Origin of the sequence: Mycobacterium sp. 1165196.3, assembly GCF_001673415.1 — a bacterium.
GTDB classification, from domain to species: Bacteria; Actinomycetota; Actinomycetes; order Mycobacteriales; family Mycobacteriaceae; genus Mycobacterium; species Mycobacterium europaeum_A.
On sequence record NZ_LZLU01000243.1, the window covers coordinates 1 to 24,805 of the forward strand.

General features: G+C 68.7%; 23 protein-coding genes and 2 pseudogenes. 14 read left to right on the forward strand and 11 right to left on the reverse strand.

Annotated features, from left to right (window positions below):
• From A5659_RS23600 to A5659_RS23615, 3 genes are all read left to right on the forward strand, one after another.
• Positions 1-360: acyl-CoA dehydrogenase C-terminal domain-containing protein (locus A5659_RS23600; protein ID WP_197498176.1), on the forward strand; the 360-nt coding region annotated here is incomplete at its 5' end.
• Positions 361-434: 74 nt separating this feature from the next.
• Positions 435-1,229 carry a DUF5666 domain-containing protein gene (locus A5659_RS29035; RefSeq protein ID WP_197498178.1) on the forward strand — a complete coding sequence of 265 codons (795 nt, stop codon included), beginning with the start codon at positions 435-437 and terminating at the stop codon, positions 1,227-1,229.
• A gap of 127 nt (positions 1,230-1,356) precedes the next feature.
• The gene (locus tag A5659_RS23615; RefSeq protein WP_067184655.1) at positions 1,357-2,097 is read left to right on the forward strand and encodes a DUF5666 domain-containing protein; all 741 of its coding nucleotides are present in this window, start codon (positions 1,357-1,359) and stop codon (positions 2,095-2,097) included.
• A 45-nt stretch (positions 2,098-2,142) separates the two neighbouring features.
• On the opposite strand, the gene A5659_RS23620 is transcribed toward A5659_RS23615, so the two are convergent.
• From A5659_RS23620 to A5659_RS23650, 7 genes are read right to left on the reverse strand one after another with little or no spacing between them, the layout of a single operon-like run.
• Positions 2,143-2,490 (reverse strand): metal-sulfur cluster assembly factor, encoded by a 348-nt coding sequence (locus A5659_RS23620; RefSeq protein WP_066864419.1) that lies wholly within the window; start codon positions 2,488-2,490, stop codon positions 2,143-2,145.
• Positions 2,465-2,953 carry a Fe-S cluster assembly sulfur transfer protein SufU gene (gene sufU / locus A5659_RS23625; RefSeq protein ID WP_156749339.1) on the reverse strand — a complete coding sequence of 163 codons (489 nt, stop codon included), beginning with the start codon at positions 2,951-2,953 and terminating at the stop codon, positions 2,465-2,467. The genes A5659_RS23620 and sufU overlap by 26 nt, the downstream gene beginning before the upstream one ends.
• Positions 2,950-4,266 (reverse strand): cysteine desulfurase, encoded by a 1,317-nt coding sequence (locus A5659_RS23630; RefSeq protein ID WP_067022050.1) that lies wholly within the window; start codon positions 4,264-4,266, stop codon positions 2,950-2,952. Before A5659_RS23630 ends, sufU begins: the two co-directional genes overlap by 4 nt.
• 1 nt (position 4,267) lies before the next feature.
• Positions 4,268-5,077, reverse strand: coding sequence for a Fe-S cluster assembly ATPase SufC (gene sufC / locus A5659_RS23635; RefSeq protein WP_066864432.1), 810 nt, complete (start codon positions 5,075-5,077; stop codon positions 4,268-4,270).
• Positions 5,074-6,267 (reverse strand): Fe-S cluster assembly protein SufD, encoded by a 1,194-nt coding sequence (gene sufD / locus A5659_RS23640; protein WP_067022052.1) that lies wholly within the window; start codon positions 6,265-6,267, stop codon positions 5,074-5,076. Before sufD ends, sufC begins: the two co-directional genes overlap by 4 nt.
• A complete protein-coding gene (gene sufB, locus A5659_RS23645) occupies positions 6,267-7,715 on the reverse strand; it encodes a Fe-S cluster assembly protein SufB (RefSeq protein ID WP_066864446.1) in 1,449 nt (482 codons plus the stop codon). The genes sufD and sufB overlap by 1 nt, the downstream gene beginning before the upstream one ends.
• Entirely contained in the window at positions 7,712-8,485 is a 774-nt protein-coding gene (locus tag A5659_RS23650) for a metalloregulator ArsR/SmtB family transcription factor (RefSeq protein WP_066864450.1), read from the reverse strand. Before A5659_RS23650 ends, sufB begins: the two co-directional genes overlap by 4 nt.
• A gap of 147 nt (positions 8,486-8,632) precedes the next feature.
• Between A5659_RS23650 and mptB the strand changes: the two genes are divergently transcribed.
• The 4 genes from mptB (at position 8,633) to A5659_RS23670 (ending at position 13,200) form a co-directional block, all read left to right on the forward strand.
• Positions 8,633-10,345, forward strand: a complete 1,713-nt coding sequence (mptB, locus tag A5659_RS23655; RefSeq protein WP_066864452.1) for a polyprenol phosphomannose-dependent alpha 1,6 mannosyltransferase MptB — start codon at positions 8,633-8,635, stop codon at positions 10,343-10,345.
• Positions 10,342-11,307 (forward strand): ABC transporter ATP-binding protein, encoded by a 966-nt coding sequence (locus A5659_RS23660; RefSeq protein WP_067022054.1) that lies wholly within the window; start codon positions 10,342-10,344, stop codon positions 11,305-11,307. The genes mptB and A5659_RS23660 overlap by 4 nt, the downstream gene beginning before the upstream one ends.
• A 77-nt stretch (positions 11,308-11,384) precedes the next feature.
• Entirely contained in the window at positions 11,385-12,095 is a 711-nt protein-coding gene (locus A5659_RS23665; protein ID WP_231997998.1) for an ABC transporter permease, read from the forward strand.
• A gap of 163 nt (positions 12,096-12,258) precedes the next feature.
• Positions 12,259-13,200: a heme A synthase gene (locus A5659_RS23670; protein WP_156749342.1), complete on the forward strand. Its 942-nt coding sequence runs from the start codon at positions 12,259-12,261 to the stop codon at positions 13,198-13,200.
• Here A5659_RS23670 and A5659_RS23675 read toward each other — a convergent pair.
• Positions 13,150-13,806 (reverse strand): hypothetical protein, encoded by a 657-nt coding sequence (locus A5659_RS23675; RefSeq protein WP_067184664.1) that lies wholly within the window; start codon positions 13,804-13,806, stop codon positions 13,150-13,152. The two genes, A5659_RS23670 and A5659_RS23675, sit on opposite strands and share 51 nt — an antisense overlap.
• Positions 13,807-13,825: 19 nt before the next feature.
• On the opposite strand from A5659_RS23675, the gene A5659_RS23680 reads away from it, so the two are divergent.
• Positions 13,826-14,800 (forward strand): quinone oxidoreductase, encoded by a 975-nt coding sequence (locus tag A5659_RS23680; RefSeq protein ID WP_067184668.1) that lies wholly within the window; start codon positions 13,826-13,828, stop codon positions 14,798-14,800.
• Positions 14,801-14,813: 13 nt separating this feature from the next.
• Here A5659_RS23680 and A5659_RS23685 read toward each other — a convergent pair whose 3' ends face one another.
• Together A5659_RS23685 and A5659_RS23690 are read right to left on the reverse strand one after the other, a co-directional pair.
• Positions 14,814-15,215, reverse strand: a complete 402-nt coding sequence (locus tag A5659_RS23685) for a hypothetical protein (protein ID WP_066879327.1) — start codon at positions 15,213-15,215, stop codon at positions 14,814-14,816.
• 111 nt (positions 15,216-15,326) lie between these two features.
• Positions 15,327-16,253, reverse strand: a complete 927-nt coding sequence (locus tag A5659_RS23690; RefSeq protein WP_067184671.1) for a heme o synthase — start codon at positions 16,251-16,253, stop codon at positions 15,327-15,329.
• Positions 16,254-16,508: 255 nt separating this feature from the next.
• Here A5659_RS23690 and tkt point away from each other — a divergent pair, with 255 nt between their 5' ends.
• From tkt to pgl, 5 genes are read left to right on the forward strand one after another with little or no spacing between them, the layout of a single operon-like run.
• A complete protein-coding gene (gene tkt, locus A5659_RS23695; RefSeq protein ID WP_066879330.1) occupies positions 16,509-18,608 on the forward strand; it encodes a transketolase in 2,100 nt (699 codons plus the stop codon).
• A 15-nt stretch (positions 18,609-18,623) separates the two neighbouring features.
• Entirely contained in the window at positions 18,624-19,742 is a 1,119-nt protein-coding gene (gene tal, locus A5659_RS23700; RefSeq protein ID WP_066864484.1) for a transaldolase, read from the forward strand.
• A complete protein-coding gene (zwf, locus tag A5659_RS23705) occupies positions 19,739-21,283 on the forward strand; it encodes a glucose-6-phosphate dehydrogenase (protein ID WP_066864486.1) in 1,545 nt (514 codons plus the stop codon). Before tal ends, zwf begins: the two co-directional genes overlap by 4 nt.
• Complete coding sequence (opcA, locus tag A5659_RS23710; RefSeq protein WP_066864529.1) at positions 21,280-22,191, forward strand: glucose-6-phosphate dehydrogenase assembly protein OpcA; 912 nt, start codon at positions 21,280-21,282, stop codon at positions 22,189-22,191. The genes zwf and opcA overlap by 4 nt, the downstream gene beginning before the upstream one ends.
• Entirely contained in the window at positions 22,188-22,955 is a 768-nt protein-coding gene (gene pgl, locus A5659_RS23715; protein ID WP_066879335.1) for a 6-phosphogluconolactonase, read from the forward strand. Before opcA ends, pgl begins: the two co-directional genes overlap by 4 nt.
• Before the next feature lie 274 nt (positions 22,956-23,229).
• Here the strand turns inward: pgl and A5659_RS23720 are convergent.
• Positions 23,230-24,462: pseudogene (locus A5659_RS23720) on the reverse strand (MFS transporter); the annotation flags it as partial.
• 109 nt (positions 24,463-24,571) lie between these two features.
• On the opposite strand from A5659_RS23720, the pseudogene A5659_RS23725 reads away from it, so the two are divergent.
• A pseudogene (locus A5659_RS23725) lies at positions 24,572-24,805 on the forward strand (ATPase); the annotation flags it as partial.

Genomic DNA, 24,805 nt, shown 5'->3' on the forward strand with positions numbered 1-24,805 from the left:
CCGGTCGCGCAGCTGGTGCAGACCGCGTACGACGACGTGACCGCGATGACCGGCGCGCTGACGGGTTACCTGATGTCCGCGGCGCAGCAGGCGGACGAGATCTACAAGGTGGGCCTGGGATCGGTGCGCTACCTGCTCGCGGTCGGCGATCTGCTGATCGGCTGGAGGTTGCTGGTGCAGGCCGACATCGCGCACCGCGCGCTGGCGAATGGCGCGGGCGACGACGAAGCGTTCTACCGGGGCAAGGTCGCGACCGCGGGGTTCTTCGCCAAGAACATGCTGCCCAGGCTGACCGCGCTGCGCGGGGTCATCGAATCCATCGACGACGACATCATGAAGGTGGCCGAAGCGGCCTTCTGAGCGCCCACAGGTTGGGCACAGGTTAAACGGGTAAACCCTTACGTTGGCTTTAACCGACGAATGGAGAAACGTTGATGTCTGCCAGCTGTCACGCGCCCCGGTTCACCCGCCTCGCGGTCTTCGCCGTCGCGGGGGCCACCGCGCTATCCCTGTCCGCCTGCGGGTCTTCGAACAAGTCCAGTCCGCCGTCGACCTCGACCTCGACCTCGACGTCGGTCGTGACGTCGACGACCACCTCGGCCACCCCGAACGCCGAAGCGCGGGTGAGCGGCCTGATCGCCTCGGTGGCGGGCAACTCCATTCAGGTCACCAAGGAAGACAACGCGACCGCTTCGGTCAACTTCACCTCGACCACCAAGATCACCGAGGCGGTGCCGGCCGGGCTGCCGGACGTCACCCCCGGCAGCTGCGTCAGCGTGAAGCCGACGGAGGGAACGACGCCGGCGCCCGGACAGCCCGTCACCGCCGCGTCGGTGAAGATCAGCCAGTCCGTCAACGGCGCCTGCCCGAAGCCGCCGCAGTCCGCGCCCGGCGGTTCCACCACCACGCCGCCGTCTCTCCCGCCGTCGAATGCGCCCACGAAGCCGGCGTGGGTGCGCGGCTCGGTGGCGTCGGTGTCCGGTAACACCATCAACCTGACCAACACCGATCCCAACGGCAACACCACGCAAACGGCCGTCACGGTCGACGACAAGACCAAATACAGCAAGCAGACGCCCGCCAATACCGACGCGATCACTCCCGGCAAATGCCTGTACGCGCGGGGCACCCAGGACAACGGCGGCGCGCTGCAGGCGACGAGCATCAATCTACGACAGGCTGTCGACGGCAAATGCGGCAAGCCCAAGCAGCCCGGCCAGGGTGGCTGACCCCGGCTCGGCTGACTGAGATTGCCGTCACTCCCGCCGGCGCGGCGTGAAAACCGCGTCCGGCGGGGGTATTTGCCTACGACGGCGAAACGCGTGATCGGAGATGAGTGCTGTGGCTGCCCTATCGTTGAAGACCCGGCGGACGCAGATCGCGCTCGGCGCCGTCATCGCCTTCCTCGTGCTGTGCGTCGCCATGTGTGGACCCTCCCACGACGCGTCGAACAGCAGCGCGCCACGCGCCGTCACGGCGGTCCCACCCAGCGGGGCGCCCAACGCTGCGCCGCCACCGGCGCCGGCGCCCCCGCCAGCCCCGCCGATAGGCAAGGACTACGTCGAAGGCATGGTGCAGTCGAATTCGGGTGGCACGGTCGCCCTTCGGACGAGGACCGGTTCGGCGACGGTGGACTACACGCCGCAGACCATGGTCATGGACGTCACCCCGGCGAAGCTGACCGACGTGACGCCCGGCAGTTGCGTGAACATCAAGGCCACCCCGCAAAGCGCGCCGCCGCCGGCTGCGATCACCGCGCAGGCGGTGACGGTCGCCCCGTCCGTGGACGGCAAATGCCCGCCGCCCGCCGGGTTCTACGGCACGGTCGCCTCGGTGTCGGGTAACACCATCGCCGTCAACGGTCTGGGCCCCAGCGGCCCTGGCGCCTCCACCAACGTGACCGTCGCCGGGTCGACCTCATACCAGCGGCAGACCCCGTCGGACACCCAGGCGATCACGAACGGGAAATGCATTGGGGCACAAGGGACTCAGGACGGCGGGGTGCTGCACGCGGCGATGATCAGTGTGGAGACCTGCCCGCCGATGGGGCACCCGCATCACCACCTGCACCTGCCGCACCTGCCCTTCCACCTCTAGTGGCCGGGACGCCGACAGCGCGCGGTAAAGCGCGAAAAGCGTTTATCAGACGGTGAAGCCGAGGGCGCGCAATTGCTCGCGGCCGTCCTCGGTGATCTTGTCCGGACCCCACGGCGGGTTCCACACCCAGTTGATCCGCAGGTCGTCGACGAGGCCGGCGCCCACCAAAGCGCTGCGTGACTGGTCTTCGATGACGTCGGTCAGCGGGCAGGCCGCCGACGTCAGCGTCATGTCGATCAGCGCGACGGTTCCCTCCTCGCCCGCCTCGACGTTCAGCCCGTAGACCAGTCCCAGGTCGACGACGTTGATGCCGAGTTCGGGGTCGACGACGTCACGCATCGCCTCCTCGAGGTCGGCGAGGAATTCCTCATCCTGCGCGGTGGTTTCGCTCATCCGTGACCTCCTGAAACTCTGTAGCCGCTTTGGCCAACGCATCCTTGAACGCCATCCACCCCAGCAGCGCGCATTTCACCCGCGCGGGGTATTTGGCCACCCCGGCGAACGCGATCCCGTCGCCCAGCACGTCCTCGTCGCCCTCGACGGTGCCACGCGAGGACACCATCTCGGTGAAGGCGGTGATGGTTTTGAGCGCGTCGCCGACGCTTTGCCCGATCACCTGCTGGGTGAGCACCGAGGTCGCCGCCTGGCTGATCGAGCAGCCCTGCCCGTCATAGGACACGTCGGCGACGGTCTCGCCGTCCTCCGACAGCGCCACCCGCAGGGTGACCTCGTCACCGCAGACCGGGTTGACGTGAAACACCTCGGCGCCGAACGGTTCCCGCAGCCCGCGGTGCTGTGGGTGCTTGTAGTGGTCCAGGATCACGTCCTGATACATCTGCTCGAGACGCAATGTCAGCCTCTCCCAACCCGTGGCGGCGACCCGCCGCGCCCGGCTTCGCCGCGCTTGCGATCGCCTACGAAGAAATCCAGAGCGCGGCGCACGCCGGCGACCAGACGCTCGACCTCCTCGGTGGTGTTGTACACCCCGAAGGACGCCCGAGCCGTGGCCGCCAACCCGAACCGGCGGTGCAGCGGCAGGGCGCAGTGGTGGCCCACCCGCACCGCGACGCCCTCGTCGTCGAGCACCTGCCCGACATCGTGGGCGTGCACGCCGTCGACGACGAACGACACCGGCGAGGCGCGGTTCTCCATGGACGTCGGGCCGACGATGCGCACGGCGTCGATACCGGACAAGCCGTCGATCGCCGCGGCGACCAGCTGGTGTTCGTGGGCCTGCACGGCGTCCATGCCGATGGCCGCGAGATAGCGGGTGGCCGCGCCCAGCCCGACCACCTGCGATGTCATCGGGGTGCCGGCCTCGAACCGCTGCGGCACCGGCGCGTAGGTGGACGCTTCCATGGTAACGGTCTCGATCATCGAGCCACCGGTCAAGAACGGCGGCAACGCCGACAACACCTCGCCGCGGCCGTACAACACACCGATACCGTTGGGCCCCAACATCTTATGGCCGGAGAATGCGGCGAAGTCGACGTCCAGGGCGTGGAAGTCGACGGGCTGGTGCGGCACCGACTGGCAGGCGTCCAGCACGGTCAGCGCGCCCACCGCCCGCGCCCGGCTGACCAGTTCGGCCACCGGGGCCACCGCGCCGGTCACGTTCGAATGATGGGTGAAGGCGACGACCTTGACGCGTTCGTCGAGCTGCAGCGAGTCGAGGTCGATGCGCCCGTCGTCGGTCACGCCGTACCAGCGCAGCGTCGCCCCGGTGCGCCGGCAGAGTTCCTGCCACGGAACCAGATTGGCGTGGTGCTCGAGCTCGGTGGTGACGACGACGTCACCCGGTCCGACGGCGCGTTCGAAGCGCTTGTCCCCCAGCACATACGACACCAGGTTGAGCGCCTCGGTGGCGTTCTTGGTGAACACCAGCTCTTGGGCGTCCGCACCCACGAACGCGGCGATGTCGGCGCGGCCCTGCTCGTAGGCGTCGGTGGCCTCCTCCATCAGCTGGTGCGCACCGCGGTGCACGGCGCCGTTGGAGGTGAGCAGGAACTCCCGCTCGGCGTCGAGCACCTGCAGCGGGCGCTGGGACGTCGCACCGGAATCCAGGTAGGCCAACGGGTTTCCGCTGCGCATGACGCGCTTGAGGATCGGGAAGTCGGCGCGGATGGCCGCGACATCCAGGGGTGGGACCGCCGCCGAAGGTGTAGCCATGTCAGGCCCCGGCGGCCGCCGCTTGGGTGAAGCGGACGTAGCCGTTCTGCTCGAGTTCGTCGGCCAGCTCGGGACCGCCGGATTCGGCGATGCGTCCGCCGACGAACACGTGCACGTATTCGGGGCGGATGTAGCGCAGGATGCGGGTGTAGTGCGTGATCAGCAGGACGCCGCCGCGCACCGACTGGCCGGTGCCATCGTCCCAGCCGGTCTCCGCGTAGCGGTTCACGCCCTCGCTGACCACCCGCAGGGCGTCGACGTCGAGTCCGGAGTCGGTCTCGTCGAGGATCGCGATCTTGGGCTTGAGCAGTTCCAGCTGCAGGATCTCGTGGCGCTTCTTCTCACCGCCGGAGAAACCCTCGTTGACGCTGCGCTCGGCGAACGCCGGGTCGATTTCCAGCGAGCCCATCGCCGCCTTGACCTCTTTGACCCAGTGCCGCAGTTTCGGGGCCTCACCGCGCACGGCGGTCGCCGCCGAGCGCAGGAAGTTCGACACCGAGACGCCGGGCACCTCGACGGGATATTGCATGGCCAAAAAGATTCCGGCACGGGCGCGTTCGTCGATGCTCATCGCCAACACGTCCTCGCCGTCCAGCGTGATGGAGCCCGAGGTCACCGTGTACTTGGGGTGACCGGCGATGGCGTAGGACAGCGTCGACTTGCCCGACCCGTTGGGACCCATCAACGCATGTGTCTCACCGGATTTCACCGTCAGGTCGACGCCGTTGAGGATGGGAATCTCGCGTTCGGATTCGGCGGCGTTCGGGTTGACGACGCTGACGTGGAGGTCCTTGATTTCCAGAGTGGTCATGAGGCTGTTGTTTCCGTCTTTTCGGTTAAGGCCAGTTCGTGTTCGATGGCCGCGGTCAGGCGTTCGCGGATCTCGGGCACCCCGATCTTGGAGATGATCTCGGCGAAGAAACCGCGGATGACCAGGCGGCGGGCCTGCTCCTCGGGGATGCCGCGGGAACGCAGGTAGAACAGTTGCTCGTCGTCGAAACGGCCGGTGGCACTGGCATGTCCGGCGCCGACGATCTCGCCGGTCTCGATCTCGAGGTTGGGCACCGAGTCGGCGCGCGCCCCGTCGGTGAGCACCAGGTTGCGGTTCACCTCGAACGTGTCGGTGCCGGTAGCTTCGGCGCGGATCAGCACGTCGCCGATCCAGACGGTGTGCGCGTCGGGCAGCGCGGAATCCGGATCGCCTTGCAGCGCACCCTTGTACAGCACGTTCGACTTGCAGTCGGGCCGGGCGTGATCCACCAGCAGCCGCGACTCCAGGTGCTGGCCGTCGTCGGCGAAGTACAGGCCCAGCAGCTCGGCGTCCCCGCCCGGGGCGGTATAGCGCACGTTGGCCGTCAGCCGCACCACCTCGCCGCCGAGCGTGACGGCGACGTGGCGCAGCACCGCGTCCTTGCCCAGCTTGGCGTGGTGCATGCTGACGTGCACCGCGTCGTCGGCCCAGTCGGCGAGCCACACCACGGTGAGCCGGGCGGCGTCGTCGACGACGAATTCGACGTTGTCGGCGTAGGTTCCGCTGCCCCGCTGGTCGATGACGACGACGGCCTCGGCGAGCTCGGCGACCCGGACCTGCAGGTGACCGTAGGCCACCGCGCCCTCGCCCGGGCCGGTGACGGTGATGCCGATCGGCTCGGCGATGCGGGTATCGCGCTCGACGGTGACCAGCGTCGCGGAGTTGAACGACGAAAAAGCTTGCGCGGCAACCCGGTCGGTGGGCACCCCACCCTGGCCGAGTCGCTCGTCGCCGCGCGAGACGCTCTCGACCCGCAGGCCGGGCCGCTCGGCGACGCTGATCCCGGCCTTGCCGGTGGCGCGCGCCGAGCCGTCGTGCAGGCCGCGCAGCCGGCGCAGCGGGGTGAACCGCCAGAGTTCGTCGCGGCCGTGCGGGACCTCGAACGCGTCCACCTCGAACGAGGAGAACAGCTCGCCCTTGTTGGCAGCGGCGAGGGCCGAACCCTCAACCGCTTCGGTCAGATTCGTCACTAGCCGACCGCGCCTTCCATCTGCAGCTCGATCAGCCGGTTCAGCTCGAGCGCGTACTCCATGGGCAGCTCTTTGGCGATCGGCTCGACGAAGCCGCGAACCACCATGGCCATGGCCTCGTCCTCGGTCAGGCCGCGACTCATCAGGTAGAACAGCTGGTTCTCGCTGACCTTGGACACGGTGGCCTCATGGCCCATGGTGACGTCGTCCTCGCGGATGTCGACGTAGGGGTAGGTGTCGCTGCGGCTGATCGTATCGACCAGCAGCGCATCGCATTTCACGCTGGACCGCGATCCGTGCGCGCCCTTGTTCACCTGCACCAGGCCGCGGTAGGAGGTGCGGCCGCCGCCGCGGGCCACCGACTTGGACACGATGTTGCTCGACGTGTTCGGGGCCAGGTGCAGCATCTTCGCGCCGGTGTCCTGGTGCTGGTCTTCACCGGCGAAGGCCACCGAGAGCACCTCGCCCTTGGCGTGCTCGCCGGTCATCCAGACCGCCGGGTACTTCATGGTGACCTTCGACCCGATGTTGCCGTCGATCCACTCCATGGTGGCGCCGGCCTCGGCGCGGGCCCGCTTGGTGACCAGGTTGTAGACGTTGCCCGACCAGTTCTGGATCGTCGTGTAGCGAACGCGCGCATTGGGTTTCACGATGATCTCGACCACCGCGGAGTGCAGCGAGTCAGACTTGTAGATGGGCGCCGTACAACCCTCGACGTAGTGCACGTAGGAGCCCTCGTCGGCGATGATCAGCGTCCGCTCGAACTGGCCCATGTTCTCGGTGTTGATCCGGAAGTAGGCCTGCAGCGGGATGTCGACGTGCACGCCCTTGGGCACGTAGATGAACGAGCCACCGCTCCACACCGCGGTGTTCAGCGCGGAGAACTTGTTGTCCCCGGCCGGGATCACGGTGCCGAAGTACTCCTGGAAGATCTCCGGGTGCTCGCGCAGCGCCGTGTCGGTGTCCAGGAAGATGACGCCCTGCTTCTCCAGGTCCTCCCGGATGGAGTGGTAGACGACCTCGGATTCGTACTGGGCCGCGACGCCGGAGACCAGCCGCTGCTTCTCGGCTTCGGGGATGCCCAGCTTGTCGTAGGTGTTTTTGATGTCCGCGGGCAGGTCGTCCCACGTCGCCGCCTGCTTCTCGCTGGAGCGCACGAAGTACTTGATGTTGTCGAAGTCGATGCCCTCCAGGTTCGAGCCCCAGTTCGGCATCGGCTTGCGGTCGAAGATGCGCAGCGCCTTGAGCCGCGTCTGCAGCATCCATTCGGGCTCGTTCTTCTTCGCCGAGATGTCGCGGACGACGGCCTCCGACAGGCCGCGCTGGGCGCTGGCGCCGGCGACATCGGAGTCCGCCCAGCCGTAGCCGTACCGCCCCAGGGAGGCGATCGCCTCTTCCTGGGTCAGCGGCGCGGTAGCCGTCTTGCTGGCCTCGGGGGTGAGTGTCATCGAGACGCTCCTTTGATGCTCGTGGTGTCGGTCATACGGCGCGGGCTGGGCGCCGTGCTTGATGCCTGGGTCAGGGGTACGTGCGTGGTGCAGGCGCAGTCGCCGTTGACGATGGTCGCCAACCGCTGGACGTGGGTGCCCAGCACCTCGGCCATGGCCTGTTGCTCGGCGTCGCACAGCTCGGGGAATTCCTCCGCGACGTGCGACACCGGGCAGTGGTGCTGGCAGATCTGCACGCCGTGGATCGGCCCACCGACCTGCGTGGTCGTGGTGACGTAGCCGGCCTTGGTCAGTGCGGTGGCGATGCGGTCGGCGGCCGCCTCGACGTCGGTGTCGGCCGCGCTGTCGGCCGCGGGAACGTCGGCCAGGATGGCGTCGATCCGCTGCCGGGCGAACGCCTGCACCGCCTCTTCCCCACCGATTTCGCGCAGTTGCCGCATGGCCGCCGCGGCCAGGTCGTCGTAGGCGTGGTCGAGCTTGGCCCGCCCGGCCGAGGTCAGCCGGTACCGCTTGGCGGGACGCCCGCGCCCCGCCTGCTGCCACGCGGCGGGCGCCGTGGCCTCGGCGTCGCCGGCCTCGATCAGCGCGTCGAGGTGGCGTCGCACGCCGGCGGCCGTCAAACCCAGCCGGTCACCGATCTCCGCGGCGGTGATCGATCCGGACTCCAACAGCAGGCGCACGATCGCGCGGCGGGTGTGACCATCCGGCACCGGCGCGCCGACGTCGGCCACGCCGGTAGCGGCCCCATCGGGGCTGGTTCGGATTTTCACAACACCAGTGTGACGCAATTCCGGGGATCGGTCTACCAAGGGTCCCCTGTCCTGGCGTCGCGATGCTCACACCGGCCGCCCGATCGCCCGGCTCCTCACCGGCCCGCAAGGTGCGGTCCGCCTCGTCGGCCGGGCTAGGCTGCTCTGATGGCAGCCCGCCACCACACGCTGAGCTCGTCGATCGCGAGCCTGCACGGCGACGAGCAAGCAGTGGGCTCGCCGCTGAACGATACCGAGCTCACCGCGCTGCGCCGCACCCGCCTGTTCGGTGCCGCCGGCACCGTGGTGATGGCGATCGGCGCGCTGGGCGCCGGCGCGCGTCCCGTCGTGCAGGACCCCACCTTCGGGGTGCGGCTGCTCAACCTCCCGTCGCGGATCCAGACGGTGTCGTTGACCATGACCACCACCGGCGCCGTCATGATGGCGCTGGCCTGGTTGATGCTGGGCCGGTTCGCGCTGGGCAACCGGCGGATGTCGCGCGGCGACCTGGACCGCACCCTGCTGCTGTGGGTGCTGCCGCTGCTCATCGCCCCGCCGATGTACAGCAAGGACGTCTACTCCTACCTGGCGCAAAGCCAGATCTCGCTGGAGGGCCTGGACCCCTACCGGGTGGGCCCGGCCTCCGGCCTGGGGCTGTCGCACATCTTCACGCTGTCCGTGCCGACGCTGTGGCGTGAGACGCCCGCGCCGTACGGGCCGCTGTTTTTGTGGATCGGGCGCGGCATCTCGGCGGTCACCGGGGAGAACATCGTCGCCGCCGTGCTGTGCCACCGCCTGGTGGAGCTGCTCGGGGTGGCCCTGATCGTGTGGGCGACCCCGCGCCTGGCCCGGCGCTGCGGCGTCGCCGAGGTCAGCGCCCTGTGGCTGGGCGCGGCCAATCCGCTGCTGATCATGCATCTGGTGGCCGGCGTGCACAACGAGGCGCTGATGCTCGGCCTGATGCTGGCCGGGGCGGAATTCGCGTTGCGCGGCATCTCGGATGGCAAAGCGCCGCGCCTGCTGCCCCACTCCTGGAAGCTCGGGCCGGACTGGGAGCCGCTGGGGATGCTGGTCGCCGGCGCTGTGCTGATCGTGCTGTCGTCGCAGGTGAAACTGCCGTCGTTGCTGGCGCTGGGCTTCGTCACGATGGCCCTGGCCTACCGCTGCGGTGGCACCCTGCGCGCGCTGCTGCTGACCGGCGGCGGCATGGCGGTGCTGTCGCTGGCGGTGATGGCGCTGGTGGGCTGGGCCAGCGGGCTGGGCTTCGGCTGGATCTACACGCTGGGCACCGCCAACGTGGTACGCAGCTGGATGTCGCCGCCGACGCTGCTGGCGCTGGGCACCGGGCAGGTGGGCATCCTGCTGGGGCTGGGCGATCACACCACCGCGGTGCTGGGGCTGACCCGTGCGATCGGCGTGCTGATCATCATGGTCATGGTGGCCTGGTTGTTGCTGGCCGTCTTCCGCGGCCGGCTGCACCCGATCGGCGGGCTGGGCGTGGCGCTGGGCATCACGGTGCTGCTGTTTCCCGTCGTGCAGCCCTGGTACCTGCTGTGGGCCATCATCCCGCTGGCCGCCTGGGCGACCCGCACCGGCTTCCGCGTCGCGGCGATCGTCATCAGCCTGGTCGTCGGGATCTTCGGCCCCACCGCCAACGGCGACCGGTTCGCGCTGTTCCAGATCATCGACGCCACCCTGGCCAGCACCGTCATCGTCGTGGCGCTCATCGCGCTGACCTACACCCGCCTGCCCTGGCGCCGCCCGCCCGTCCTGGGCACCGAATCCGACGGCCCACCCGTCACCGATGAGACGGCACCGCCGCAGCCCCCGTCGCCCCCCCGCCCGGCGCCGGCACATGGCGCCTACGCTGATTCCACGTGAGCTCGGCCTTTCCAGAATCGCGCAAATCCCCTGACACGGTGGTGCGGCTGCGCGGCGTCACCAAGACATACGGGTCCGGCGCGACCGCCGTCGAGGCCGTCGCCAACCTCGATCTGGAGGTGCACGCCGCCGAGGTGCTGGCCCTGCTCGGCCCCAACGGCGCCGGCAAGACGACGACGGTGGAGATGTGCGAGGGGTTCGTACGGCCCGACGCCGGCACCATCGAGGTGCTCGGCCTGGACCCGATCGCCGACAACACGCGGCTGCGGGCGCGCATCGGGGTGATGCTGCAGGGCGGCGGCGGCTATCCCGCGGCGCGGGCCGGCGAGATGCTCAATCTGGTGGCCGCCTACTCCGCCGACCCGCTGGACCCCGCCTGGCTGCTGGACACGCTCGGCCTCACCGACGCCGCCCGCACCACCTACCGGCGGCTCTCCGGCGGCCAGCAGCAACGCCTGGCGCTGGCCTGTGCGCTGGTCGGGCGCCCGGAACTGGTGTTCCTCGACGAGCCCACCGCGGGCATGGACGCGCACGCCCGGTTGCTGGTGTGGGAACTGATCGACGCGCTGCGCCGCGACGGTGTGACGGTCGTGCTGACGACGCATCAGCTCAAGGAGGCCGAGGAACTCGCCGACCGGCTGGTGATCATCGACCACGGCGCGACGGTGGCCTCCGGCACGCCGACGGAGCTGATGCGCAGCGGGGCCAAGGACCAGTTGCGGTTCAGCGCACCGCCGCGCCTGGATCTGTCGCTGCTGTCCGCCGCCCTGCCGGAGGACTACAAGGCCACCGAGGTGACGCCGGGCGAGTACCTGATCGAAGGGCACATCGACCCGCAGGTGCTGGCCACCGTCACCGCGTGGTGCGCGCGGATCGACGTGCTGGCCACCGACATGCGCGTCGAGCAACGCAGCCTCGAGGACGTGTTCCTCGACCTCACCGGCAGGAAGTTACGGCCTTGACCGACAACGAGATTCGATCCAGCGTCTTTCCGGCGGGCACCTTCGCGCCCGACCCGCGGCCCAGCGCGGTGCCGAAAATGCTTGCCGCGCAGTTCGGTTTGGAGCTCAAGCTGCTGCTGCGCAACGGCGAACAGCTGCTGCTGACCATGTTCATCCCGATCACGCTGCTGGTCGGGCTCACGCTGCTGCCGCTCGGTTCGTTCGGCCAGCACCGCGCGGCCACCTTCACCCCGGTCATCATGGCGCTGGCGGTGATCTCGACCGCGTTCACCGGGCAGGCGATCGCGGTCGCCTTCGATCGGCGTTACGGCGCCCTCAAGCGGCTCGGCGCCACCCCGCTGCCGGTGTGGGGCATCATCGCGGGCAAGTCGCTTGCCGTGGTCGCCGTGGTGTTTTTGCAGGCAATCCTGTTGGGCGCCATCGGTTTTGCGCTCGGCTGGCGACCGGAACCGGCGGCGTTGGCGCTGGGCGCGGCGGTGATCGCACTGGGCACCGTGGTGTTCGCGGCCCTGGGGCTGCTGCTCGGCGGGACGCTGCGGGCCGAGATCGTGCTCGCGGTTGCCAACCTGATGTGGTTCGTGTTCGCCGGCCTCGGCGCGCTGACCGTCGAAACCGGCATCACCCCGACCGCGGTCAAGTTGGCGGCCCGGCTGACCCCGTCGGGCGCGCTCACCGAGGCGCTGTCGCAGGCGATGACCATGTCGGTGGACTGGTTCGGGGTGATCGTCCTGGCGGCGTGGGGCGCGGTGGGCGCGCTGAGCGCGCTGCGCTGGTTCCGCTTCACCTGACGGTCGCATCGGGCTCTTCACCTGACGTTCGGGTCGGGCTCGCGACACTTAAACCACGCACACGACACGCCGCTATCGGTGTACGTGGTTTAAGTCTCGGCGCACCCCTCCGTACTACAGCTCGTAGTTTTCGGTGGCTTAGGATCGGGCCGTGGTTGGACGGATGCTGTTGCGCGCGGTGGACCTGCTGCCCAACCCCAGCCTGGGCGTGCAGCGCCTGATCGCCGCGGCCGTCATCCTCACCCAGGGCGGCATCGCCATCACCGGCGCGATCGTGCGCGTCACCGCGTCGGGCCTGGGCTGCCCCACCTGGCCGCAGTGCTTTCCGGGCAGCTTCGTGCCGGTGGCCCACGCCGAGGTGCCACGCATCCACCAGGCCGTCGAGTTCGGCAATCGGATGGTCACCTTCGCCGTCGTCATCACGGCGGCGCTGGCTGTGCTGGCCGTCACCCGGGCGCGACGGCGCCGCGAGGTCCTCGTCTATGCCTGGCTGATGCCGGTGTCCACCGTCGTGCAGGCGGTGATCGGCGGCATCACCGTGCGCACCGGGCTGCTGTGGTGGACGGTGGCCGTCCACCTGCTGACGTCGATGACGATGGTGTGGCTGTCGGTGCTGCTCTACGTGAAAGTCGGCGAACCGGACGACGCAGTGGTGCACGAGCGGGTCGTCCGGCCGCTGCGCGCGCTGACCGCGCTGTCCGGCTTGAACCTGGCCGCCGTGCTGGTCACCGGCACGCTGGTGACGGCCGCCGGCCCGCACGCCGGTGATCGCAGCCCCACCCGCACGGTGCCGCGGCTCAAAGTCGAGGTCGACACCCTGGCGCACCTGCACTCGTCGCTGCTGATCGCCTACCTGGCCCTGTTGGTGGGGCTGGGCTTCGGGCTGCTGGCCGTGCGCGCCGCCCGGGCCGTGCTGGTGCGGCTCGCCGTGCTGCTCGCGCTGGTGTTCGCCCAGGCCGCCGTCGGCACCGCGCAGTATTACACCGGAGTCCCCGCCGTGCTGGTCGCCCTGCACGTGGCCGGGGCCGCAGCCTGCACCGCGGCCACCGCTGCGCTATGGGCGGCCATGCGAGAGCGGGCCCAGCCCGAGCCGCTCGCAGGCTGACTGCACCGCGACGGCGAACTGACGCTGGGCGATCTCGCGGGCCGCGGGGTCCAGCCGACGCCACCCCAGCGACGGCGCGACCAGATCCAGCGCCGCCACCCGGTCGCCGGCAAGGTCCACGCGCGCAACGAGCAGCTCCCGCGTGCTCACCCCGGCGCGCCGCGCGGCCGACGTCAGCGCGGCGTGGCCCAGATCCCACGATTCGAACTCCGGCTCCACCGGCCAGGCGTGCGACCGTTCGCCGCCCACGAAGATCAACGACGCCCGCGCGACGGGCCGGTCGCGCTGCGTCGGCACGCCGTCGTCCTCGAGGTCGCGCAGATACCGCTCATCGAGGTTCCAAGCGATGACGCCGGGCGGGTTGAGCAGGTGGCGGACTCGTCGGGTCCACGCCAGGAATTCGTCGCGTCGATCCCGGGCGTCCGCGCCGGCGCGCAAAATCACCAGATCTGCGCTGGCGGTTTCCGGGTCGTCCCAAGGCAGCCAGCGCGCGTGCAGACCGCGTCGCCGCAGCGCCGCCACCAGACCGGCGTCGCCGGCCGCGCCGTCACCGGACCCCGCCAGCACGATGCGGGGATGGAAGACGTCCGGGCGAGCGAGCTTCATGCCCGGGCATGATAAGCGGATGCACGCAATCGAAGTCAGCGAGACCGGCGGCCCCGAGGTGCTGCGCTACGTCGATACGCCCCAGCCGGCCCCCGGGCCCGGCGAGGTGCTGATCAAGGCCGAGGCCATCGGCGTCAACTACATCGACACCTATTTCCGCTCCGGGCAGTACCCGCGCGAGTTGCCGTTCGTCCTCGGCTCGGAGCTGGCCGGAACCATCGAAGCCCTCGGCGACGGCGTCGACGGGTTGCGCGTCGGCGACCGCGTGGTCAGCGCCGCGGCGTCCGGTGGGTATGCCGAATATGCCACGGCACCAGCGCATTTGACCGCCGAGGTGCCCGACGGCGTGACCGCCGACGTGGCGGCCTCGGCCCTGCTGAAGGGACTGACCGCGCACTACCTGCTCAAGTCGGTGTATCCGGTGCAGGCGGGTGACACGGTGCTGGTGCACGCCGGCGCGGGCGGCGTCGGCCTGATCCTGACGCAGTGGGCCAACCTGCTCGGGGCGCGGGTGATCACCACGGTCTCGACGCCGGAGAAGGAGCGGCTGTCCCGGCGGGCGGGCGCCGACGAGGTGCTCCCCTATCCCGAGGACGCGGCGGCGTTCGGCGAGCGGATCCGCTCGCTGACCGACGGCGCCGGGGTGGCCGCGGTGTACGACGGCGTGGGCGCGAGCACCTTCGACGCGAGCCTGGCCAGCCTGGCCGTCCGGGGCACGCTGGCGTTGTTCGGCGCGGCCAGCGGACCCGTTCCACCGTTCGACCCGCAGCGCCTCAACGCCGCCGGCTCGGTGTTGTTGACCCGGCCGTCGCTGGCGCACTTCGTGCGCACCGGCCAGGAATTCAGTTGGCGCGCAGAGGAATTGTTCGCCGCGATCGCCGGCGGCGACATCACCGTCGAGGTCGGCGGGCGCTATCCGCTGGCCGAAGCGGCGCGCGCCCACCAGGACCTGCAGGGCCGCAAGACGGCGGGCTCGATCGTGCTGCTGCCCTAGATGATTCGAGCCGCTACGCGTGAGGGCAGAAGATTCCCAGAAGCTGCTGGCAATTGTCTCTATTGATGAGGCCCGGCGGCGGTGGTGGTGGCGGTGCCGGCGGGTTGTCGCCGTCCCAGATGTTTTGGGCGACATTGCCCTGTCCGAACCAGACGTAATAGTAGGTGTGGCAGACGTTGTTGTCCCAGACGACGGGGTTGGTGACATGGTTGCCGGTCGGCGGCAACGGTTGCCCGGGGCACCAGCGGCACGGCCCCTGGGGGTGGTCGTTGGGACAGCCGGGCCACGCGTCCAGCGGCATCGGCCCGGGCTGGGCTTCGGCGATACCCGTGGTGATGCCCATGTCGCAGAAGGACAGGCCGGCCGAAAGCAGCGTTCCGGCGACCAACGTCCTGACGATGCGGTTAGTTGCCATGCCTGAAGTGTGATCCCGTGGACCGGCTACCGATCCCAGATAAGAAATCAGTTCTCGAATTCGCCGGGTGCTGCGGTCACGGCACCGAGGGGACGCGAGTCGACGACCGGCTCAGAACAGGTGCGGCAGCCCGATGGCCGAGTCGATGGCGAGCGCGCAGAACACCACCGCCAAGTAGTTGTTCGACTGCAGGAACAACCGCAGCGGCCGGACCGGCTCGCCGGCGCGGACCCCGGCGTAGAGCTGGTGGGCCATCGCCAGGAACCATACCCCGGCCACCAGGGCGACCGCGGCGTACAGCCAGCCGGTCGCCAGCGCCAGCGCCAGCGTGGCCAGCACCGTCAGCCAGGTGTAGATCAGGATCTGCTTGGTCACCTGACGCTCGGTCGCCACGGCCGGCAGCATCGGCACGCCCGCCGCCTTGTAGTCGTCCTTGTAGCGCATCGCCAGCGCCCAGGTGTGGGGCGGCGTCCAGAAGAAGATGATCGCGAACATCACCAGCGCGGGCCAGCCGATGGTGCCCGTGACGGCAGACCAGCCGATCATCACCGGCATGCAGCCGGCGGCGCCGCCCCACACCACGTTCTGCGAGGTGCGGCGCTTGAGCAGCAGGGTGTAGACGAACACGTAGAACGCGATCGTGGCCAGGGCCAGCAGCCCGGACAACAGGTTGCTGGTCCACCACAGCCAAAAGAACGATGCCACCGTCAGCACCAGGCCGAGCACCAGCGCGTTGCGCGTGGGCACCGCGGCGCGCGCGAGCGGCCGGCGGGCCGTGCGCTTCATCACCTTGTCGATGTCGGCGTCGGCCACGCAGTTCAGCGTGTTGGCACCCCCGGCGGCCAGCATCCCGCCGATCAGCGTGTTGACGATCAGCAGCGGGTTCACCGTGCCGCGCTGGGCCAGCAGCATGGCCGGGATCGCGGTGACGAGCAGCAGTTCGATGACCCGCGGCTTGGTCAGCGCCAGATAAGCCAGCACCGTGCCGCGTATCCGGCTTGGCAATCGGCTCGGCGCGACGCGCCCGCGAACGCTCACGCAATTACTCCTTGGGGTCGCAGCGGCGCGCAGCATCTACTACACACGATGGTAGACCGCGGTGTGGCGATGGCCCGCCCGCGGGTCGGTTCCCGCAGACTTTTCCCAGATTCGCGAACTGAATGTCAGGCGCTTTCGACGGGCGCGTAATTTTCACACCTGCCGGCGGTGGGTACCCCAAATCCTGCGCTGCAAGAGCCGGCCGTCCCGCACTAGGGTGGGATTGATCAGCTCGATGACCCAAGGACTGAGTCTGTGACGACACTCGAAGAGATCTCCACGCTGACCCAACCGCACCTTCCCGACGACTGGTCCGAGCTCGACTCGGCCGCCGTCGACACCATCCGGGTGCTGGCCGCCGACGCGGTGCAAAAGGTCGGCAACGGCCATCCCGGGACGGCGATGAGCCTGGCGCCGCTGGCATACACCCTGTTTCAGCGGGCGATGGTCCACGATCCCAGCGACACCTACTGGCTGGGCCGCGACCGGTTCGTCCTGTCCTGCGGGCACAGCAGCCTGACGCTGTACCTGCAGCTGTACCTGGGCGGTTTTGGGCTGGAGCTGTCCGACATCGAATCGCTGCGCACCTGGGGGTCGAAGACCCCCGGACATCCGGAATTCCGGCACACCAAGGGTGTGGAGATCACCACCGGACCACTGGGCCAGGGCCTGGCCTCGGCGGTGGGCATGGCGATGGCCGCGCGCTATGAGCGCGGGCTGTTCGATCCGGACGCCGCCCCGGGCACCAGCCCGTTCGACCACTTCATTTACGTGATCGCCTCCGACGGCGACATCGAAGAGGGCGTCACCTCGGAGGCCTCGTCGCTGGCGGCCGTCCAGCAGCTGGGCAACCTGATCGTCTTCTACGACCACAACGAGATCTCCATCGAGGACGACACCAACATCGCCCTGTGCGAGGACACCGCCGCGCGGTACCGCGCCTACGGCTGGCACGTGCAGGAGATCGAGGGCGGCGAAAACGTCGTCGCGATCGAGGAGGCCATCGCCAACGCGAAGGCGGCCACCGACCGGCCGTCGTTCATCTCGCTGCGCACCATCATCGGCTACCCCGCGCCCAAGCTGATGAACACCGGCAAGGCGCACGGCGCGGCACTGGGCGACGAGGAAGTCGCCGCCGTCAAGGAGATCCTCGGCTTCGACCCGGACAAGAAGTTCGAGGTGCGCGACGAGGTGCTCGCCCACACCCGCAAGCTGGTGGACCGCGGCAAGGAAGCCCACGAGAAGTGGCAGGCCGATTTCGACGCCTGGGCGCAGGCACAACCCGAACGCAAGGCGCTGCTGGACCGGTTGACCGCCGAGGAGCTGCCCGACGGCTGGGACGCCGACCTGCCGCGCTGGGAGCCCGGCTCCGACCCGATCGCCACCCGCAAGGCCTCCAACGAAGTTCTCAACGCGCTCGGGCCGAAGCTGCCGGAGCTGTGGGGTGGTTCGGCCGACCTGGCGGGTAGCAACAACACCACCATCAAGGGCGCCGATTCCTTTGGGCCGCCGTCCATTTCGACCAAGGACTACACGGCGCACTGGTACGGCCGGACGTTGCACTTCGGTGTGCGCGAGCACGCGATGGGCGCCATCCTGTCCGGCATCGTCCTGCATGGACCCACCCGCGCCTACGGCGGCACCTTCCTGCAGTTCTCCGACTACATGCGGCCCGCGGTGCGGCTGGCCTCGTTGATGGACATCGACACGATCTACGTGTGGACCCACGACTCGATCGGCCTTGGCGAGGACGGCCCGACCCATCAGCCGATCGAGCACCTCGCGGCGCTGCGCGCCATCCCGAACCTCTCGGTGGTGCGCCCCGCCGACGCCAACGAGACGGCCTACGCCTGGCGCACGGTCCTGGCCCGCGGCAACGGCAGCGGCCCCGTGGGCCTGATGCTGACGCGCCAGAATGTGCCGGTGCTGGAGGGCACCAGCGCCGAGGGCGTCGCCCGGGGCGGCTACGTTCTGGGCTCGGACGGCGAGGAGCCCGGCCAAGAGCCAGACGTGGTGCTGATCGCGACCGGCTCGGAGGTCCAGCTCGCCGTTGATGCGCAGAAGTTATTGGCGGACAAGGACATTGTGGCGCGGGTGGTCTCCATGCCGTGCGTCGAGTGGTTCGAGTCCCAGCCGGAGGACTACCGCGACAGCGTGCTGCCGCCGACCGTATCGGCGCGGGTGGCCGTCGAGGCCGGGGTGGCCCAGTCCTGGCACAAGCTCGTCGGCGACACCGGCAGGATCGTCTCGATCGAACACTATGGCGAGTCCGCCGATTACAAAACGTTGTTCCGGGAATTCGGTTTCACCGCAGAAGCCGTCGCGGCCGCCGCGGAACAGGTAGTGGACAACTGAGAAAGGGCCTTTCAAATGACTCAGAACCCCAACCTCGCGGCGCTGTCCGCCGCGGGTGTATCCGTCTGGCTGGATGACTTGTCCCGACAGCGGCTGCAGTCGGGCAACCTGCAGGAGCTGATCGACACGAAAAGCGTTGTCGGCGTGACCACCAACCCGTCGATCTTCCAGAAGGCGCTCGCCGAGGGCGATGCGTACGAAGGCCAGATCGCCGAGTTGGCCGAGCGTGGCGCCGATGTGGACGCGACCATCCGCACCGTCACCACCGACGACGTGCGCAATGCGTGCGACGTGCTCAAGCGGGAGTGGGAGGCTTCCGACGGCGTCGACGGACGGGTGTCCATCGAGGTCGACCCTCGGCTGGCCGCCGAGACCGACAAGACGGTCGCCCAGGCCGTCGAGTTGTGGAAGATCGTCGACCGGCCCAATCTGTTCATCAAGATTCCGGCGACCAAGGCCGGCATTCCGGCGATCACCGCCGTTCTCGCGGAAGGCATTTCGGTCAACGTCACGTTGATCTTCTCCGTCGAGCGGCACCGCCAGGTGATGGACGCCTACCTGGCCGGCCTGGAGAAGGCCCGCGAGGCGGGCCACGACATTTCCAAGATCCATTCCGTCGCATCGTTTTTCGTGTCCCGGGTGGACACCGAGGTGGACAAGCGGCTGGAGAAGATCGGGTCCGACGACGCCAAGGCGCTGCTGGGCAAGGCCGGGGTGGCCAACGCGCGCCTGGCCTACGCGGCCTACCAGGAGGTGTTCGAGGGCGGCGATCGCTTCGAGTCGCTCAAGGCCGACGGCGCCCGGGTGCAGCGTCCGCTGTGGGCGTCCACCGGTGTGAAGAACCCCGACTACTCCGACACCCTCTACGTCACCGAGCTGGTGGCACCCAACACGGTGAACACTATGCCGGAGAAGACGATTGACGCCGTCGCCGACCACGGTGAGATCAAGGGCGACACCGTCACCGGCACCGCCGAGGACGCCCAGGCGGTGTTCGACAAGCTGGACCAGATCGGCATCGATCTGACCGACGTCTTCAAGGTGCTCGAGAACGAGGGCGTGGAGAAGTTCGTGGATTCCTGGACCGAGCTGCTGGAAGAAACTCAGAAGCAGCTGGGTTCCGCCTCCAAATGAGCCCAGCCCGCACCGCGCAACAATGGCATAACCCGTTACGGGACAAGCGCGACAAGCGGCTCCCGCGGATCGCGGGGCCGTGCGGGATGGTGATCTTCGGCGTCACCGGCGACCTGGCCCGCAAGAAGGTCATGCCGGCCATCTACGACCTGGCCAATCGCGGTCTGCTGCCGCCCAGCTTCTCGCTGGTGGGCTTCGCCCGCCGGGATTGGAGCACCCAGGATTTCGGCAAGGTGGTGCACGAGGCCGTCAAGGAACACTGCCGCACGCCGTTCCGCCAGGAGAACTGGGACCGGCTGGCCGAGGGATTCCGTTTTGTCCCGGGCGCTTTCGACGACGACGAGGCGTTCGGCCGGCTGGCCGAGACCCTGGACAAGCTGGACGCCGAGCGCGGCACGGGCGGCAACCACGCCTTCTATCTGGCCATCCCGCCGAATTCCTTCCCGATGGTGTGTGAACAACTACACAAGTCCGGCCTGGCGCGCCCGCAGGGCGAGCGGTGGAGTCGGGTGGTCATCGAGAAACCGTTCGGCCACGATCTGGAGAGTGCCCAGGCCCTGAACAAAACCGTCAACAGTGTGTTCCCGGAGGAGTCGGTGTTCCGGATCGACCACTACCTGGGCAAGGAGACGGTCCGCAACATCCTGGCGCTGCGGTTCGCCAATCAGTTGTTCGACCCGATCTGGAACGCGCACTACGTCGACCACGTGCAGATCACCATGGCCGAGGACATCGGACTGGGCGGCCGGGCCGGCTATTACGACGGCATCGGCGCCGCGCGCGACGTCATTCAGAACCACCTGATGCAGCTGCTGGCGCTGACCGCGATGGAGGAGCCGGTCAGCTTCAGCCCCTCGGCGCTGCAGGCCGAGAAGATCAAGGTGCTCTCGGCCACCCACCTCGCCGAGCCCCTCGATGAGACGACCAGCCGCGGTCAGTACGCCGCCGGCTGGCAGGGCGGCGAGAAGGTGGTCGGGCTGCTCGACGAGGAAGGCTTCGCCAAGGACTCGACCACCGAGACGTTCGCCGCCATCACGCTCGAGGTGGACACCCGCCGCTGGGCGGGGGTGCCCTTCTACCTGCGTACCGGAAAACGCCTGGGCCGCAGGGTGACCGAGATCGCCCTGGTCTTCAAGCGGGCGCCGCACCTGCCGTTCGATGCCACCATGACCGACGAGCTGGGCACCAACGCCATGGTGATCCGGGTGCAGCCCGACGAGGGCGTCACGCTACGGTTCGGCTCCAAGGTGCCGGGCACCGCGATGGAGGTCCGCGACGTCAACATGGACTTCTCCTACGGTTCGGCGTTCGCCGAGGAGTCGCCGGAGGCCTATGAACAGTTGATCCTCGATGTGCTGCTCGGCGAGCCGTCCCTGTTTCCGGTGAACGAAGAGGTCGAATTGGCTTGGGACATACTCGATCCCGTGCTCAACAATTGGGCGGCGGACGGTAAGCCCGAACCGTACGAGTCGGGCACCTGGGGTCCGGACTCGGCGTTCGAGATGCTGCGGCGCACCGGCCGGGAATGGCGGCGCCCGTGATCATTGATATGGAAGACACCACCACCACGGCGGTCAACAAGAGGCTCGACGAACTGCGGGAAAGGGTCGGGGCCGTGGCGATGGGGCGGGTGCTGACGCTGATCATCGCGCCGGACAGCGAGGATATCCTCGAAGAGTCGCTGCAGGCGGCCAACGACGCCAGCCATGAGCACCCCAGCCGGATCATCGTGACGATGCGGGGCAATCCGTATGCGGACAAGCCGCGCCTGGATGCGCAGCTGCGCGCCGGCGGGGACACCGGCGCCAGCGAAGTCGTGGTGCTGCGGCTGTCCGGTGCGCTGTCCGGCCACGCCGCCAGCGTGGTCACGCCGTTCCTGCTGCCCGACATCCCGGTGGTGGTGTGGTGGCCCGACGTCGCGCCCACGGTACCCGCGCAAGACCCGTTGGGGCGGTTGGCAATTCGTCGCATCACCGACGCGACCAACGGGGTGGACCCGTTGGCGGCCATCAAGAGCCGGCTGCCCGGATACACCGCGGGTGACACCGACCTGGCCTGGGCGCGGATCACCTACTGGCGTGCGCTGCTCACCTCGGCGGTCGACCTGGCGCCACACGAACCGATCGAGTCGGCGCTGGTGTCCGGTCTGGCGACCGAGCCCGCCCTGGACGTGCTGGCCGGGTGGCTGGCCAGCCGGATCGACGGCCCGGTGCGCCGGGCGGTCGGCGAACTCAAGATCGAACTGGAGCGCAAGAGCGAAACCATCGTCTTGAGCCGGCCGCAGGAAGGAAGGACGGCCACGTTGAGCCGGACGTCGCGACCGGACGCCCTACTCCCCTTGGCGCGCAGGGAAACCGGCGAGTGCCTCGCCGAAGACCTGCGGCGGCTGGACGCCGACGAGGTTTACCAATCAGCGCTCGAAGGGATCGAGAAAGTGCAATACGTGTGAGCACCAGCATCGAGATTTTCCCGGATAGCAAGACGATGGTCGAGGCCGCCGCCGCGCGGCTGACCGACACCATCGCGAACGCCGTTGCGGCCCGCGGCCGGGCGCTCATCGTGCTCACCGGCGGCGGCAACGGCATCGGGCTGCTGCAGTCGCTGGCCGGACGCGAGATCGACTGGTCAAAGGTGCACCTGTTCTGGGGCGACGAACGCTACGTCCCCGAGGACGACGACGAGCGCAACGACAAGCAGGCGCGGGCGGCGCTGCTCTCCCAGGTCGACATCCCGTCGAGCCAGGTGCACCCGATGCCCGCCAGCGACGGGGAATTCGGCAGCGATCTGGCCGCGGCGGCGCTGGCCTACGAGCAGTTGCTGGCCGCCAACGCCGAACCCGGCGAGCCGGTTCCGAACTTCGACGTGCACCTGCTGGGCATGGGACCCGAAGGCCACATCAACTCCCTGTTCCCCGACACCCCGGCCGTGCTCGAAACCACCCGGATGGTGGTGTCGGTCGACGACTCGCCCAAGCCGCCGCCGCAACGAATCACGTTGACGCTGCCCGCCATTGCGCGTTCTCGCGAAGTCTGGCTGCTGGTGTCCGGCGGCGGCAAGGCCGACGCGGTGGCCGCCGCCATCGGCGGCGCGGCACCGGTTTCGGTGCCGGCCGCCGGGGCGGTCGGGCTGGACACCACGCTGTGGCTGCTCGACGAGGACGCCGCGGCGAAGCTGCCGTCGGACACGTCCGCAGTCACGCGACACCAGGCGTGAGCTGGGCCGGTCGCTAAGAGACGGGGCATCCGTCCAGCCGCAGCGACAGTTCTGTCGACGCTCGGCTCAGCTGCACCGGAAAGTCTTGTGTGTCACCGTTACTCGCGACGACGAGGGTATGGCTGCCGGCGACCGGGCCGACGAGGTGGTAGTAGCCGTCGGCGCTTGACCGTCCGTGCGCGACCTGGCGACCGGCGTCGTCGACCAGCGTGAGTTCGGCGTCGGCAAGCGGCGCGGCGTCGACGCCACGCAGATGGCCGTACAGCACATTGCCCTCGGCCGACTCGACGATTTCCTCAGCGGCCTCGTCGTTTTCGTGTGCGGAGGGCACGTGGGCCCTGGCCACCAGGCCGTGCGCGGTGGCGAGCACCGGCAGGCCGAGGAACACCGCGCCTCCCGCAAGGTAGAACAGCGCCGCCTGACCGTAGTGAGCGGCCACGATTCCACCGAGCCACGGCGCGAGGCCGGCGCCGATGAACCGCACGAAGCTGTACGCCGCGGAGGCCGTGGGCCGCGGCACCGGCGACACCTGCATGACCGTGCTGGTCACCAGCGTGTTGTTCATTCCGATGAAGGCGCCGCTGGCTATCACGCAAGCGATCACCACGGGCGGGCGGGCGATCCACACTCCAATCGCCACCAAGTCCAGCGACATCAAGAACAGCGTCAGGTAGAGCGAGCGGGCGGTACCGATGCGTCGCTGCGCCCACGGTGCCCAGAAGACCGCGAACACCGCGACGAGCAGGCCCCAGCCGAAAAACACCAAGCCCAGTTCGTGTACGCCGATCTTCATCGGATACGGCGAATAGCTCATGACGATGAAGAAGCCCGAGTTGTACAGCAGGGCGGCGACCGCGATGGTCGAAAGACCGCGATTGCGTAGCGCGTTGATCGGGTCCGCGATCCGCGCCCGCTCGGCCGGCAGTGGAGCCGGCGCAACCAACGTGAGCACGCAGATGAGGGCGACTCCCATGAGCGCGGCTACCCCAAAAAACGGCCCACGCCAACTGATCCCGCCAAGTGCGGCGCCCACCATCGGCCCCATCGCGATGCCGACACCCAGCGCGGCCTCGTAGAGCACGATCGCGCCCGCGAAGCCACCGCTGGCCGCCCCCACGATGACCGCCAACGAGGTGGCAATGAACAGCGCGTTGCCCAGACCCCACCCGGCCCGAAAACCTATGATTCCGTTCACTCCACCGGCGGCCCCGGCAAGGGCACTGAACACCACGATGATGACCAGCCCGACGACAAGCGTCAGCTTGGCGCCGATCCTGGAGGACACCCAGCCGGTGATCAGCATCGCCACCGCGGTGACCAGCAGGTAGCTGGTGAACAACAGCGAAATCTGCTCGGGTGTCGCGTGCAGCCGGCTCGCCATCGTCGGCAAGATCGGATCCACCAGACCGATGCCCATGAACGAGATCACACACGCGAAGGCAACGGCCCACACCGATCTCGGCTGACGCAGAAAGCCAGGCCCCCCGCGGGTTTTCGTCAACGCCATCCTCCTTCACGCCAGACGCGGGCAGAGATTTCGACAGGGAAATTAGATAGGAACACTATCAAAATGGGAATGGTGACGCCTGCCACACCGGCTCGGCGCAGGGGTAATAATGACGGTCATGGCAGACAGAACCGCGCGCGGGGGGCAAGAGCGAAGCCGGATCAAGACGCTCACCCAGGCCGCGTTGAACGCCGACAAGACCGTGGAGCAGGTCGAAGACGTCCTCGACGGGTTGAGCATCACCATGAAGGAGCTGAGCAGTTCCCTGTCGGCCCTCAACGCCACGGTGGAACGCCTGGAAGCCGGCCTGGATCACCTGGACGGCACGATGACCAGCCTGGAC

Coding starts and splice junctions, on each gene's coding strand:
- A5659_RS29035 (WP_197498178.1), top strand. CDS start 435: ATGTCTGCCAGCTGTCACGCGCCCCGGTTCACCCGCCTCGCGGTCTTC.
- A5659_RS23620 (WP_066864419.1), bottom strand. CDS start 2,490: ATGAGCGAAACCACCGCGCAGGATGAGGAATTCCTCGCCGACCTCGAG.
- A5659_RS23630 (WP_067022050.1), bottom strand. CDS start 4,266: ATGGCTACACCTTCGGCGGCGGTCCCACCCCTGGATGTCGCGGCCATC.
- sufC (WP_066864432.1), bottom strand. CDS start 5,077: ATGACCACTCTGGAAATCAAGGACCTCCACGTCAGCGTCGTCAACCCG.
- sufB (WP_066864446.1), bottom strand. CDS start 7,715: ATGACACTCACCCCCGAGGCCAGCAAGACGGCTACCGCGCCGCTGACC.
- mptB (WP_066864452.1), top strand. CDS start 8,633: ATGGCAGCCCGCCACCACACGCTGAGCTCGTCGATCGCGAGCCTGCAC.
- A5659_RS23665 (WP_231997998.1), top strand. CDS start 11,385: ATGCTTGCCGCGCAGTTCGGTTTGGAGCTCAAGCTGCTGCTGCGCAAC.
- A5659_RS23670 (WP_156749342.1), top strand. CDS start 12,259: ATGCTGTTGCGCGCGGTGGACCTGCTGCCCAACCCCAGCCTGGGCGTG.
- A5659_RS23675 (WP_067184664.1), bottom strand. CDS start 13,806: ATGAAGCTCGCTCGCCCGGACGTCTTCCATCCCCGCATCGTGCTGGCG.
- A5659_RS23680 (WP_067184668.1), top strand. CDS start 13,826: ATGCACGCAATCGAAGTCAGCGAGACCGGCGGCCCCGAGGTGCTGCGC.
- A5659_RS23685 (WP_066879327.1), bottom strand. CDS start 15,215: ATGGCAACTAACCGCATCGTCAGGACGTTGGTCGCCGGAACGCTGCTT.
- tal (WP_066864484.1), top strand. CDS start 18,624: ATGACTCAGAACCCCAACCTCGCGGCGCTGTCCGCCGCGGGTGTATCC.
- zwf (WP_066864486.1), top strand. CDS start 19,739: ATGAGCCCAGCCCGCACCGCGCAACAATGGCATAACCCGTTACGGGAC.